This window comes from Nostoc sp. NMS9 (assembly GCF_017114995.1).
GTDB lineage: Bacteria > Cyanobacteriota > Cyanobacteriia > Cyanobacteriales > Nostocaceae > Nostoc.
The window spans coordinates 131,693-144,160 of sequence record NZ_JABXKL010000032.1 but is presented as its reverse complement, the minus strand read 5'-3'; the positions used below and the strand labels follow the sequence as shown (position 1 = coordinate 144,160).

13 protein-coding genes are annotated in these 12,468 nt (G+C 41.1%); 8 read left to right on the top strand and 5 right to left on the bottom strand.

Features of this window, described 5'->3' with window-relative positions; all coding sequences use genetic code 11:
* Positions 1-36: 36 nt before the first annotated feature.
* The 6 genes from HWQ40_RS11375 (at position 37) to rpsN (ending at position 5,003) form a co-directional block, all read left to right on the top strand.
* Complete coding sequence (locus tag HWQ40_RS11375) at positions 37-615, top strand: DUF3611 family protein (protein ID WP_094350894.1); 579 nt, start codon at positions 37-39, stop codon at positions 613-615.
* Positions 616-953: 338 nt separating this feature from the next.
* Positions 954-1,274 (top strand): hypothetical protein, encoded by a 321-nt coding sequence (locus HWQ40_RS11370; RefSeq protein ID WP_104909189.1) that lies wholly within the window; start codon positions 954-956, stop codon positions 1,272-1,274.
* Positions 1,275-1,467: 193 nt separating this feature from the next.
* Positions 1,468-2,748, top strand: coding sequence for a serine--tRNA ligase (gene serS, locus HWQ40_RS11365; protein ID WP_292777751.1), 1,281 nt, complete (start codon positions 1,468-1,470; stop codon positions 2,746-2,748).
* Between the two features lie 110 nt (positions 2,749-2,858).
* Entirely contained in the window at positions 2,859-3,959 is a 1,101-nt protein-coding gene (rseP, locus tag HWQ40_RS11360; protein ID WP_292777749.1) for an RIP metalloprotease RseP, read from the top strand.
* Positions 3,935-4,624 carry an endonuclease III gene (gene nth / locus HWQ40_RS11355; RefSeq protein WP_292777747.1) on the top strand — a complete coding sequence of 230 codons (690 nt, stop codon included), beginning with the start codon at positions 3,935-3,937 and terminating at the stop codon, positions 4,622-4,624. The genes rseP and nth overlap by 25 nt, the downstream gene beginning before the upstream one ends.
* A gap of 76 nt (positions 4,625-4,700) precedes the next feature.
* Positions 4,701-5,003 (top strand): 30S ribosomal protein S14, encoded by a 303-nt coding sequence (rpsN, locus tag HWQ40_RS11350; RefSeq protein ID WP_104909185.1) that lies wholly within the window; start codon positions 4,701-4,703, stop codon positions 5,001-5,003.
* A 77-nt stretch (positions 5,004-5,080) separates the two neighbouring features.
* Here rpsN and HWQ40_RS11345 read toward each other — a convergent pair whose 3' ends face one another.
* A complete protein-coding gene (locus tag HWQ40_RS11345) occupies positions 5,081-5,410 on the bottom strand; it encodes a hypothetical protein (RefSeq protein ID WP_012410384.1) in 330 nt (109 codons plus the stop codon).
* A 101-nt stretch (positions 5,411-5,511) separates the two neighbouring features.
* Here HWQ40_RS11345 and aat point away from each other — a divergent pair, with 101 nt between their 5' ends.
* Positions 5,512-6,087 carry a leucyl/phenylalanyl-tRNA--protein transferase gene (gene aat, locus HWQ40_RS11340; protein WP_292777745.1) on the top strand — a complete coding sequence of 192 codons (576 nt, stop codon included), beginning with the start codon at positions 5,512-5,514 and terminating at the stop codon, positions 6,085-6,087.
* Between the two features lie 79 nt (positions 6,088-6,166).
* On the opposite strand, the gene HWQ40_RS11335 is transcribed toward aat, so the two are convergent.
* The 4 genes from HWQ40_RS11335 to HWQ40_RS11320 all read right to left on the bottom strand — a co-directional run bounded on the left by HWQ40_RS11335 (position 6,167) and on the right by HWQ40_RS11320 (position 11,741).
* Complete coding sequence (locus HWQ40_RS11335) at positions 6,167-7,537, bottom strand: diguanylate cyclase (RefSeq protein WP_292777743.1); 1,371 nt, start codon at positions 7,535-7,537, stop codon at positions 6,167-6,169.
* Complete coding sequence (locus HWQ40_RS11330; RefSeq protein ID WP_292777742.1) at positions 7,527-10,190, bottom strand: hybrid sensor histidine kinase/response regulator; 2,664 nt, start codon at positions 10,188-10,190, stop codon at positions 7,527-7,529. Before HWQ40_RS11330 ends, HWQ40_RS11335 begins: the two co-directional genes overlap by 11 nt.
* Before the next feature lie 9 nt (positions 10,191-10,199).
* Positions 10,200-11,177, bottom strand: a complete 978-nt coding sequence (locus HWQ40_RS11325; RefSeq protein WP_292777740.1) for an ABC transporter substrate-binding protein — start codon at positions 11,175-11,177, stop codon at positions 10,200-10,202.
* Between the two features lie 351 nt (positions 11,178-11,528).
* On the bottom strand, positions 11,529-11,741 hold the full coding sequence (locus HWQ40_RS11320) for an AAA-like domain-containing protein (protein ID WP_292777738.1): 213 nt from the start codon (positions 11,739-11,741) through the stop codon (positions 11,529-11,531).
* Positions 11,742-11,865: 124 nt separating this feature from the next.
* Between HWQ40_RS11320 and HWQ40_RS11315 the strand changes: the two genes are divergently transcribed.
* Positions 11,866-12,396 carry a hypothetical protein gene (locus tag HWQ40_RS11315; RefSeq protein WP_292778024.1) on the top strand — a complete coding sequence of 177 codons (531 nt, stop codon included), beginning with the start codon at positions 11,866-11,868 and terminating at the stop codon, positions 12,394-12,396.
* Positions 12,397-12,468 lie beyond the last annotated feature (72 nt).

Sequence of the window (12,468 nt, the reverse complement as noted above, 5' to 3'; positions counted from 1 at the left end):
TCCCTTAATCAAGCACCCAGCACATTGGCGATCGCTATGTCACAAACTCCTGATGCCCCATCATCTTCCTCAACTCTTAGGGCAATTGCCCAAACTTTTCGCCTTACAGGTTGGATTAGCTTCTGGATTCAGCTAGTACTAGGCGTTGTTTCTAGCATAATTGTGCTGCTGTTCGCCATCTTTAATCAAAGAACTGGCAGTCCTAGTAATAATCCTGGGACTGGCTTTGGCGTATTTTTAGCAATTTGTGGACTGGTTGTTTTAGGTGGGGGGATTTATTTAGCTTACCGTTACACGAGAATTGGCAAGCAATTGGAATCCTCCAATCCCAGCAACCGCCCTCGGAAAAGCGAGACTGTGCAAGTATTACGCTTAGGGGTGTGGGTGAATTTAGGAGGAACGCTAGTGACTCTTTTGGGGGCGCAAGCGATCGTTGGAACACTGGTAGCACGATCCATATCTCCGCAAGCGATAACTACCCAATTTTTTGACCCTACCCGGATTATTAGCGGTCTAGATATGCTTGTAGTACAGGCAAACACGAACACCGTCTCAGCCCACTTTGCAGGGCTTATTGCATCACTTTGGTTGCTCAATCGGATTAACCGACCCTAATATTATGAGTGCTGAGTTTTCAAAAGTCTAAAGAAGTTAATCATAATTTTTCCGAAACGGACAAAACTGGGTGTGAAGACAACTACATAATCCTTGAAAAACATCTTACTAGTACAGCATTGCGTAATTCAAATCAATGGAACGCTTGCGGTATAGGAATTACAAATTACGTTAGCGAGTCAGGAAAGCGGCACGCTGCGCGTAACAAGATCCCTGTAAAGGTACGAGCGTAATTAGGAATTTTGCCAAGCTGTAGTAGTAGGTGATGCCAAAACTAGCACAGGGATAATATGTACCTTTTTTAGAAGTCTGACACCATGAAAAATCAATTTGACACCATGAGAAATCAACCAGCACAGAAATTTAATCAAGACGTATGGAGATTTGGCGTACAGGTTTTCTTTAGTAGCATCGTGTTGGGGCTGTGCATTTTCAAACTTGGCTCGCCAGCAGAGGACGATAAGAATATTGCGCTTTACTGGGGTGGTTTATCAGGTGTGCTTGCATACTGGTTACCTTCACCAGGACAAACTAGAGACGATAAGGAACCACCGAATATCACTCAAAGGACGTTTGCAGCCGTTGATAACAATAATGGTAATGATCAAAGTCTTGCTCAGGTTTCTGAAACGACAGTGACTCAAAATACGAATTCATGATTGGTTTAATGCATTATATGGTTTCTTAGCCCTGGCAGTGATGCTAGGGTAAAATCTTGCTCAGAGATTGAAACTGATTTTTCTAATAAACTTTGTTTTTGCAGTTACAGCAAAGCAAAATTACTATATGCTAAATGCTTATGTGTTAACTGTATTGACAGGAAGATTTTAGGCTAAAAACTGAGAAAAATCTGTGCTGGATATTAAGCAAATACGGGAAAATCCGCAATTAGTTCAAGAACGATTGAATAGTCGTAATGGTAAATACGACATCGAACCGATATTACTGTTAGATCAGCAACAACGGGAACTTGAGGGGACGCGTAGTCAACTCCAAGCCCGTAGCAACGAAATTGGTAAAATAGTCGGGCAGAAGATTAAATCTGGGATCAATCCTCAAGATCCAGAAATTCAAGCTTTGCGGGATGAAGGGAACTCTGTCAAAGCGACGTTGAGTCAACTGGAACCCCAGGAAAAAAACCTCAAAGCTGAAATTGCCCAACTTGTGTTGGCGCTTCCCAACTTGCCAAGCGACTCTACACCCCTTGGAAAGAATGAGGAAGATAACGTAGAGGTACGGCGTTGGGGTGATGAGTACATTCCCCAAAACCCGAATATTCTTCCTCACTGGGAAATTGGCGAAAAGCTGGGTATTCTCAATGTTGAACGAGCTGTAAAAGTTGCCCAAAGTCGATTTGTGACATTGATAGGCGCTGGTGCAGCATTGGAGAGGGCATTAATTCAATTTATGTTGACTCTCCATACTCAAGCTGGGTATGTGGAAGTCAGTCCACCTCTGTTAGTGAATACCGAGTCTTTGACAGCAACCGGTCAGTTACCCAAGTTTGCGGAAGAAAGCTTTAAATGCGCTGATGATGACTTATGGCTGATTCCTACGGCGGAAGTTCCAGTTACAAATCTCTACCGGGGTGAAATTCTCGCTGCTGAAGATTTGCCTATTTACCACTGTGCCTTTACTCCCTGTTTTCGCCGCGAAGCTGGTAGTTATGGGCGGGATATGCGGGGATTAATTCGCCTGCATCAATTTAACAAGGTGGAAATGGTGAAGTTTGTCGAACCCAGTACGTCTTTTGATGAATTGGAGAAATTGGTAGGGAATGCAGAAGCAATTTTACAGGCATTGAAGTTGCCTTACCGAGTAGTAAATTTAAGTACTGGAGATTTAGGATTTGCCTCTACCAAAACTTATGATTTAGAGGTTTGGTTGCCCTCTTCTGGCAAATACCGCGAAATTTCTAGCTGTTCCAATACTATAGATTTCCAGGCACGACGGGCTGATATTCGTTTCAAAGAGGCGGGGAAGAAAGGTACCCAGTTCGTACACACCCTTAATGGTTCGGGTTTGGCGGTGGGAAGGACGATGGCAGCAATTTTGGAAAATTATCAACAACCTGATGGAACAGTCAGGACACCAGAAGTGTTGCAACCTTATTTTGGGCGTGAAGTTTTGTAATTTGTTATTAGTCATTAGTCCTTTGTCTTTTACCAATGCCCAATGCCCAATACCCAATGCCCAATTAGAATGGAGATAACTTTAGCTTAATATCTTCACTAATTTACTCTATGTCAGTTTTAGCAGCGATCGCAGTCTTGGCTGTTTTGATCTTGGTACACGAGTTGGGACATTTTGTTGCAGCACGTTCTCAAGGCATTCTCGTTAACCGCTTTTCTTTGGGTTTTGGCCCAGTTCTTTTGAAGTACCAAGGTTCACAAACCGAATATGCTGTCCGCGCCTTTCCTTTGGGCGGTTTTGTGGGCTTTCCCGATGATGACCCCGATAGCGATGTTCCACCCAATGACCCAAATCTGCTGCGTAACCGTCCAGTTTTAGACCGGGCGATAGTTATCAGTGCTGGAGTAATCGCCAATTTAATATTTGCCTACTTGGTGTTGGCTCTGCAATTGGGTATCGTCGGCATTCCAGAGAGGATTAACTTTCAACCTGGTGTCATCGTCAAGCCGGTTGATGAACAATCTATTTCCTACCAAGCAGGTATTAGGGAAGGAGATATCATTCTGGCTGTTAATGGTCAGGAACTCCCCGCTTCTGAAAAAGCAACAGCTTTTCTCACAAAAGAAATTCAAACTCATCCAAATCAGCAAATCGAACTAAAAATTAAACATGAAAATCAACCAAAGTCTCTAAAATTAACCCCAAAACTGGGAGATAAAGGCCAAGGTGTAATTGGGATTGAACTTGGCCCCAATGGTACAGCAGTTTATCGCCGTCCTAATAATCCTTTGGAAATTTTCGGCATTGCTGCTAATAGATTTCAACAATTATTTGTGGGGACACTCAGCGGTTTTGGGCAGTTAATTACCAACTTTCAACAAACTGCTGGACAAGTTTCTGGGCCAGTTAATATTGTCAAAATAGGTGCAAAATTAGCTGAGGACAATACCGTAAACTTGTTGTCTTTTGCTGCAATTATCAGCATTAACTTGGCTATTATCAATATTTTGCCTTTACCAGCTTTGGATGGCGGACAACTCGCTTTTCTGCTAATTGAAGGTTTACGCGGTAAGCCTGTACCCGCCCGGATTCAAGAAGGTGTAATGCAAACCGGTTTGGTGTTACTCTTAGGGTTAGGAATTTTTCTGATAGTCAAAGAAACCACCCAATTAACTAGCCAATTGGAGTGGGTACAAAAATTGTTCCAGTGAGCATTACCCGCAAATCGTTATCTAAAAAGCAACGGGCGCTAGAAATTTTAGCTCGTCTGAAGCGTCTTTATCCAGATGCTACCTGCTCTTTGAATTACTCAACGCCAGTACAATTGTTGGTGGCAACGATTCTCTCTGCTCAATGTACTGATGAGCGAGTGAATAAGGTGACACCAGCATTATTTGGTAAGTTTCCTGATGCTGAGAGTTTAGCGATCGCTGACTTGGTAGAATTAGAAAGTTTGGTGCGTTCAACAGGGTTTTATCGTAATAAAGCCAAGAACATTCAAGCCGCCTGTCGGATGATTATCACTGAGTTTAACTCTGTTGTCCCCAACCAAATGGAGCAATTATTAAAGCTTCCAGGTGTGGCGCGAAAGACAGCAAATGTAGTCCTAGCTCATGCTTATGGCATTAATGCTGGCGTGACAGTAGATACTCACGTCAAGCGCCTTAGCGAACGTTTGGGTTTAACTGAAGCAAAAGACCCCGTTCGGATTGAGCAAGATTTAATGGGTTTATTGCCTCAGCCTGATTGGGAAAATTGGTCAATTCGGCTGATTTATCACGGTCGTGCTATTTGTAGAGCACGCTCTCCCGTCTGCGTTGCTTGTGAACTTGCCGATTTATGTCCTGCTGCAAATAAGCCAGTGGTTGTAGGGTAAGCGACACAAGTAACCCCAGAATTGATGGAGAGACTGTAGAATGGAAAACGGTGTCTTTAAATAAGTTAGAGAATATATGGCAAAAAAGAGCTTGATTGAGCGCGAGAAAAAGCGCACCAAGTTGATAGAAAAGTATGCTGACAAGCGGGAAGCTCTTTTGGAAGAGTTCAGAAGTGCAGCATCTCCTTTGGATAAGCTAGAAATCCACCGGAAGATTCAACAGCTACCCCGGAATAGTGCGCCCACCCGCCACCGCAACCGTTGCTGGTTGACTGGTCGTTCTAGAGGTGTTTACCGCGATTTTGGGTTGTCTCGGAACGTACTGCGAGAATGGGCGCATGAAGGTCTTTTACCTGGAGTTGTTAAGTCTAGTTGGTAGTCAAGAGTCATTAGTCATTAGTCATTAGTCATTGGTCAAGAATAAATGACAAAGGACAAATGACAAGTGACAAAATATTATTGACCACAACACTTATCAATTCCCAGACTTTCTAAGAGTAGATCGCTAACGGCGTTGGCGATCGCAAATTCTCCGTAGAAGCTATTGGAAAAATCATAGGACTGCATCTCTGTGACAATGGCAATTACCAGAGAACCAAGGTCATTTTCTCCTTCCATCCGTTGACGCACAAAAATCTGTGCGGCTCGCTGGGCAATATTTTGGTTGACTGCTTCGGGGATAAATTCTGTATCTAGCCACCGTTGTAAGCGTTCTCTTAACCATTCACCTTCGAGCAGGGGGTTTTCAGGGGGTGGTAGGGTGATGGGTGGAATTGGTTGAGTCATTTTTTTTTTAACGCAGAGGGACGCGGAGGGAAACGCTGAGGAACGCTGAGGTTGATTTTTTAGGATCAAATTGCGTTTCTCTTGTTTTTTTATATTTATTTATGCAATATGATATCGCCGCTATTGTTGAGGGCTATGCACAAGGCTATTTTCTCATGGCTGATGAACGCGATCGCTTGAGTTGGTACGCAAGTCGCGAGCGGACTTTTATTCCTTTGGATGAGCGGTTTCGCTACCCCAAGTCTTTACAGCGCGTTCTGAATCAAGAACGGTTTACTGTGGCGATTAATCGAGACTTTCAGGCTGTGGTGGCTGGCTGTGCTGATAGAGAGACAACCTGGATTTCACCGGAATTGCAAAAGATTTACTGGTTGCTTTACCAGAAGGGTTACGCTTATAGTTTTGAAACTTGGCAAGGTGACGAACTAGCCGGGGGAATTTTAGGGATTGTGATTGGTGGGGCTTTTATTGGCGAGTCGATGTTTTACCGCATTCCCGAAGGTTCAAAGGTAGCGATGGTCAAGTTGGTAGAAAGATTGCGTCAGAGGGAATTTGTGTTTTTTGATGCCCAAATGATGAATCCCCATTTGCAAAGGTTTGGCGCTTATCGGGTTGGGGATGAAGAATATCAATCTTTACTTCAGCAAGCGTTGCAACGTACTTATAAGTTAGTATAATTTTGCAAAAAAAGTCTCGGATGTGATTGTTACTGATGTAGTAGTGCCGGGAATTGAAGGTATTGCTATAAAAAATGTTTTAATCATTATAATAATAGCGATCGCGCCCATTTTGTTTGGCACAGTAGAGTGCTTTATCTGCTGAGGCAATGAGTGTATCTGGCCTGATGTTCCAAATGGGTATGCAAGAGGTAATTCCTAAACTAACGGTGATGATATTCTTGATATCAGACTGTATATGGGGAATAGCCAGAGCATGAATTGCTTGCTGAATACTTTGCGCTACTTTAATCGCTCCTGCTAAGTCAGTATTGGGCAAGAGTACCAAAAATTCTTCTCCACCATAACGGGCTACTAAATCGGCAGGACGATGAATTGTCTGTTGCACTGTTTGCGCCATCCTCATTAGACAATCATCGCCTGCAAGATGACCATAGTAATCGTTGTAAAGTTTGAATTTATCAACGTCAAACATAATCAGTGACAAAGGTTGTTGTTCTCGTGCAAGGCGTCTCCATTCTGCTTGCAGTCGTGCATCAAAGCAACGACGGTTAGCTACCTGAGTCAAGCTATCTAAATTTGCCAGTTGTTCTAGTTTCTGATTTGCATCTTGGAGAGCCAATTCAATTTGTTTTCGTCCAGTGATGTCGCGTATGGTAATAGCAAAACCATCATCTAGTTTGACTGCAACAAAGTGATACCAGCAAGAATTGCCTAATGGATGGTAAAAATCCCGTTTTAAAGCTTCCCCCGTTTCAACAAGATTAACGAAGTGATTAAAAAGTTCTGGTTCTAGACGGCTTAAAAGTTTTTTGAGTACTACTTTGCCAATCATTTCTTCACATTTGCTTCCGAAGGCTCTAGCAATAACAGAATTGATAACTAAGCAACGAAAATCCTCAATGTCTCCGGTTGCAGGGTTGCGGACAGCTTGCATAGCGGCAATACCATCTAGCGAACTATTCAAAATGCTGGCTAGCATTGCCTTGGACTGATACAGTATCTCTTCTGTTTCCCTACGCTTAATATTTTCTTGTTCTAGAAGCCGTTGCTGACGTTGAATGGTTAATTGATTTTCTAGACGCGCTACGACTTCTTCCATCTGAAAGGGTTTGGTGATGTAATCTATGCCCCCTGACTCAAAGGCTATCACTTTATCGAAAACATCATCTAAAGCACTAATAAAAATAACGGGAATGGTGCTTAGAACTTCATCTGCTTTCAGAATTCTACAAACTTGATAGCCATCCATTTCTGGCATCTTGATATCTAAAAGAATGATATCTGGTCGCTTCACCTTTACTGTTTTTAGTGCCATCCGCCCACTTGTGACGCTACGAACAGTGTAGCCAAGTTTGACCAGAGAATCACTTAGTAAATGTAAATTTTTGGGACTGTCGTCTACTAGGAGAATATTACCTTTATTTTCTTTGTCAGAATCAAGATTCATTGCTTCTCAGGGGTTCGGCTAAATCAACCAATTCCTCAAATTCAAATTGACGAGCAAGTTTTGTTAAAGATTGAATTAAAAAAGTTTCTGTTTTGGGAATATCTCTAATTAATTCTATGACACGATTAGTATTTGCTTCTAAAGCAGCTTGATAAAATTGATTAATCCACTCTTGAGACATACAAATTAGATTGTTGGATGTTAAAGGATATTTTTCTGTATATTCAAAATTTGAATAATTATTTTCAGCAAATATGTATTTGACACCAAGATGTTTGGCTAGTGTGTCAAAAATTGTATGTTCTGCAAAAGGTTTGCGGAGAAAGTCATCACACCCGGCTGAAAGGACGATCGCTTTTTCTTCTTCTAAAACACTTGCTGTCAGAGCAATTATAGCTGTAGCATTCCCCTTGGTAGTGGACTTGATATATTTTGTAGCTTCGTAACCGTCCATGACAGGCATTCGCATATCCATCCAAATCAGGTGGGGTTCCCATTCATTCCAAATAGCGATCGCTTCTTTGCCATTACTAGCTTCTTTCATCTCAAACCCTAACGGTTGTAAAAGTTTAATTAATAATTGGCGATTAATAGGTTTATCATCTACTATTAATAGTTTATATATAGGTTGTCCTGGTGCAAGTTCTAATACTTTTGGATGTCCTTCTAAAGTATTGCTATGTATTGGTTGACCTAATTTTGCTTGAATATAAAATTTAAAAGTTGTCCCTACTCCTAATTTACTTTCAACAGAAATATCTCCTCCCATTAACTGAATAAACTTGCGACTAATTGCTAAACCTAAACCTGTTCCTTCTTGGGATTCTTTTCCGGCTTGTGCTTGGGAAAAAGTATTAAATAGTTTGGGTAATTCTGCTGCTGCAATTCCTACTCCTGTATCACAGACTTTAAAATTAAGAGTTAAAATATCTGTGATTTCTTCACTACTATTATTTACTGTTAAACCAATTGTTCCTTTGTGAGTAAATTTAATGGCATTACTAATCAAATTAATTAATACTTGCCGGAGTTTTAACTCATCTGTACAAATATAACATGGGAGATTTTCACTACGTTGAAATATTAAATTTAAGCCTTGATTACTTGCTTGTAAATACAGCATATCTTCTAAGTCATCCAGCAAGCGATACAGGTCAAAGTCTTTGGGGTTAAGAGTAGTTTTACCCGCTTCTATTTTTGATAAATCGAGAATATTATTAATGAGTGTTAGTAAATAATCACCACTGTGATAAATGATCCCGGCATTTTCATAATGCTCGGCAGGCAAGTTTTTAGCACGTAACATTAATTGAGAAAAACCTAGAACAGCATTGAGGGGCGATCGCAATTCATGACTCATATTAGCAATAAATAAACTTTTAGCTTGATTTGCTACTTCGGCTTTTTCTTTAGCAATGGCTAACTCTGCTGTTCTCTCCTGTACCCGTTGTTCCAAAGTTTCAAAAGATGTTTGTAACTGAAGTGCCATGTTATTAAATGATTTTGCGAGTTGACCTATTTCGTCTTTTGAGTTATTTTTAGCGCGGATATTTAAGTTACCTGCGGTAAACTGGAAAACTATATTGGTAAGGTGAATTATTGGCTTGGTTAGCAGTTGTCCAATGGCAAAAGCGATGATTGTCACTAGCCCAGCAATAAATGCAAATAGAAAAATTGCATCACGAATTTGCTTTTTTACAGGTGCTAGGGCAACGGCAAGGGGTCGTGCAAACAACACAGACCAAGGTTTATATTGCAAACGAGCGATCGCAATCAGATTAACCTGATTACCTGTTGCTTCTAAAGGAGAAATTAAATACGACTGTTTATTATCCAATGCTTGTTTAAGTTTTGACTCATTAGTTGCCAATTCTTTGACAGAAGAATTAGGCAAACGACCTTCCTGTTGCAGTTGATTTACAACATCGTCAGGCAGAGGTACAATTGATTTAAAAAGCAGTTCTGGTGCAGTGCTATGTGCCAGATAAATATTATTTTCATCTAAAAGAATAGCAAAAGATTTTTCCCCAGCCCGTTCAGTTTGTGGAGTTACTAACTGCTGAACAACAGTCGCATTGTATGAAACACGCAATATACCCAATATATCTCCCTTAGCATTGCGAACCGGACTACTAAAAAAGAGGGTAATAAGATCGGGAATTGTCGGCGATAGCTTCATGCTAGAAACAAAAGAGAAACCAGTTTGTAGCGGTTTTTTAAAATAATCTTGAACTGATTCATCTTTGCCAATATTCAGTGTACGTGTATCCAATACATTTTTACCGTTTAAGTCGAGCAAAGCGTATGAGAGAATATTGAGCATATCTTTGCGACTGAGACGGATTAATGTTTCTGTCGCCAATTGCATTTCGGGGCTGTCATCTCGCTGTTTTGGAGTTAGGCTCAGGTAGCGTGCCAAACCTGGTAAAATCGCCTCTACGCGCACGGCATTGAGATTTCCATCAATAAAGGCATCTATTCTGTTAGCGGTTTCGTTAGCCGCCGCAGATAGGGCTTGTCGGGCGTTGTCAGTTAGTGCTTTTTCGGTTGTCTGTTTGTTGACAAATGCCAATAACAGCAATGGAATCAAAGCAACAATGAGAAACGAGGCGATCAACTTTGTACGGATGCTGCCCAAAAAGGAGTGCTGCATAGCTTCAAACTAGGGGGGATTCAAGAAGGAAGAGTTGAACAGACTTTTTAGCTCAGGAATACGCGTAATGTTTCCAGAGCGAATAAAAAAGTCTGCATATATATTGGCTGTTTTGTAAATGGAGTTAGGGTTGCTAGATTGAAAATATTTTTGATTTTCACTGAAATCAGTTAGGTCTATTCCCTCCAGCGAGAGAGTATCGATCGGAATTTTTAACGCTTTGCTGATGATAGCTTTTCCTTCCTCAACATTTGCTTTCCAGTAGGTCGAGGCTTGCAGCCATCCTCGCACAAATGCACGAATTTCTTCGGGGCGATCGCGGATTGTCTCACCGCGAAAGATAATCAAATCTAAAATCAAGCCAGGGGTTTGTTTGCTAGTAAATAGGATATTTCCCTCTAATTTCATCGCTTCAGAGAGATAGGGTTCCCAAGTGTGTCCGGCTTGAATCGTATTATTTTTCAGGCGTTGAGGAATTTCTGAAGCCTCTAATTGAACTAAGTTCACATCATCACTAGTTAAGTTTGCAGTTTTCAACATTTCAGTCACGAAAACTTCGCTAAAACTGCCTAGATTTGTACCCAGCTTTTTGCCTTTCAAGTCAGCGACAGTTTTAATTTGTGATTGGGCGACTACCACATCTGCTCCTATTGATTCATCTATAACCATCGCGCCTTGTATATCTGGATTTGTGGCACTCAAGATTATAAACTTTCCCAAGGACGACGTAATACCATCATACTTACCCGCATTGAAGTTTGCTTGTTCCAATTGGGGGTATTGTTTATGAATTAGTTCCACATCTACCCCTTGGGCTTTGAAGAATCCTTTTTCTTGAGCAATGATGCCTGGAAGCTCTCCAACAAAAGATGCAAATATAACTTTCAATGGAGGGCGTTTTACTTCAGTTGGTGCTGAAGTATTACAAGCAAGTAGCAAACAGGCAGTAATCAGGAAAATACTAATGTATCTGAGTAGTTTAAGCATAGAATTTTTGATGTTTTTTAATTATTGTTAATCAAAGATTCAGCTAAATAAACTAATTGTTCAAATTTCAATTGCCGTGTAGATTTCGTCAGTTATTGTGTTTTGGTTGTTGGAATTGCTTCTAAATTTATAAATTCTGACCGCAAGAGCGGCTTGAGAATTTTATTCACAGGTATTGTTTTCCAGCCGTCCCAACAAGGAATTATGTTTCAAATCAATGTAAAAGGCTGTAATTGCAAAGAGAGTGATCGCTCTTTTCCACTGTTATATTAGTCTTTAAATAATCCCGCACCCAATCACAACTGTATTTCAGTAGGTCGAGATGGAGAATTTGTTCTAGATCCCACAGAATCACAATGCTGATGTGGTATCCTCGCTACCCAATTGCGTCACGTCTAAGTAAACACATTTATAGCCTTCTGACTTGAGACGACGACTTATTTGCTGTAGTAGGGATGATTTACCCATTTGCCGAGAGTTGAAGACGTAGCAAAAATCACCACCTTTGAGACTGTTATAAAGTTTTTCGTCTGCTTGACGCACAACATTAAGTGGGATCGTCACTATGGAGGCTACCGCCAACTTTCTCAAAGCAATTCGTCTTTGTCTAACCATCGCTAACCTTGACCCGGAAAACATGGCAGATTACTTGAATAAGTACCAAAAGTCTGACAGGAAAACCATACTAATGAGAATTTGGACTACTACTGCTGTGCTAGCTGCTTTTTGGCTAATATCTGGGGTCATCGGTTCTAAGCCAATTAACGCTACTTCTGTTTTGGTAGAAAATGCCATATCATCTCCAGCGCCAACGAATGCAAAACAGATTACTGTCAGTAACACCGAGTTTGGTCTGAAGAGAGTTGACTCCAAAGGAAACGTTACCATTTTCCAGACAACAAGAGTGCCACTTCAGGAAGGAAACACCTACGGGTGGCGGATTAAACTCAAAAACTACCAAGGTGAAGTGAAATGGCGTGAAGTCTTGCATTTACCAAAACCTCCAGAAACTTGGGGTACAGATAATGGTGAAGATTTCTCAATATCAGCAGACGGCAAGACATCTGTAACACGGCGCACACAGTCGGCTCCAGAAGGTGTAATTGAGAATTTTTGGACAATCGCCCCTGGCGATCCAGTTGGTAAGCATAGAATAGAGGTGTATATTGATGACCGTTTGATCAGTACTTTCGAGTTTGAACTTATTCCAGTCAAGTAGATGTGAAAGAAGAGGCTTGCTCTAATTCCCTCCTTTGAAGGAGGGTTCGGGAGGATCAAGCCTTAACCCAAG

Excerpts from the sequence above, each read along its gene's own strand:
- HWQ40_RS11375 (WP_094350894.1), top strand. The coding sequence starts at position 37 with ATGTCACAAACTCCTGATGCCCCATCATCTTCCTCAACTCTTAGGGCA.
- HWQ40_RS11370 (WP_104909189.1), top strand. The coding sequence starts at position 954 with ATGAGAAATCAACCAGCACAGAAATTTAATCAAGACGTATGGAGATTT.
- rseP (WP_292777749.1), top strand. The coding sequence starts at position 2,859 with ATGTCAGTTTTAGCAGCGATCGCAGTCTTGGCTGTTTTGATCTTGGTA.
- rpsN (WP_104909185.1), top strand. The coding sequence starts at position 4,701 with ATGGCAAAAAAGAGCTTGATTGAGCGCGAGAAAAAGCGCACCAAGTTG.
- HWQ40_RS11345 (WP_012410384.1), bottom strand. The coding sequence starts at position 5,410 with ATGACTCAACCAATTCCACCCATCACCCTACCACCCCCTGAAAACCCC.
- aat (WP_292777745.1), top strand. The coding sequence starts at position 5,512 with ATGCAATATGATATCGCCGCTATTGTTGAGGGCTATGCACAAGGCTAT.
- HWQ40_RS11335 (WP_292777743.1), bottom strand. The coding sequence starts at position 7,537 with ATGAATCTTGATTCTGACAAAGAAAATAAAGGTAATATTCTCCTAGTA.
- HWQ40_RS11330 (WP_292777742.1), bottom strand. The coding sequence starts at position 10,190 with ATGCAGCACTCCTTTTTGGGCAGCATCCGTACAAAGTTGATCGCCTCG.
- HWQ40_RS11325 (WP_292777740.1), bottom strand. The coding sequence starts at position 11,177 with ATGCTTAAACTACTCAGATACATTAGTATTTTCCTGATTACTGCCTGT.
- HWQ40_RS11315 (WP_292778024.1), top strand. The coding sequence starts at position 11,866 with ATGAGAATTTGGACTACTACTGCTGTGCTAGCTGCTTTTTGGCTAATA.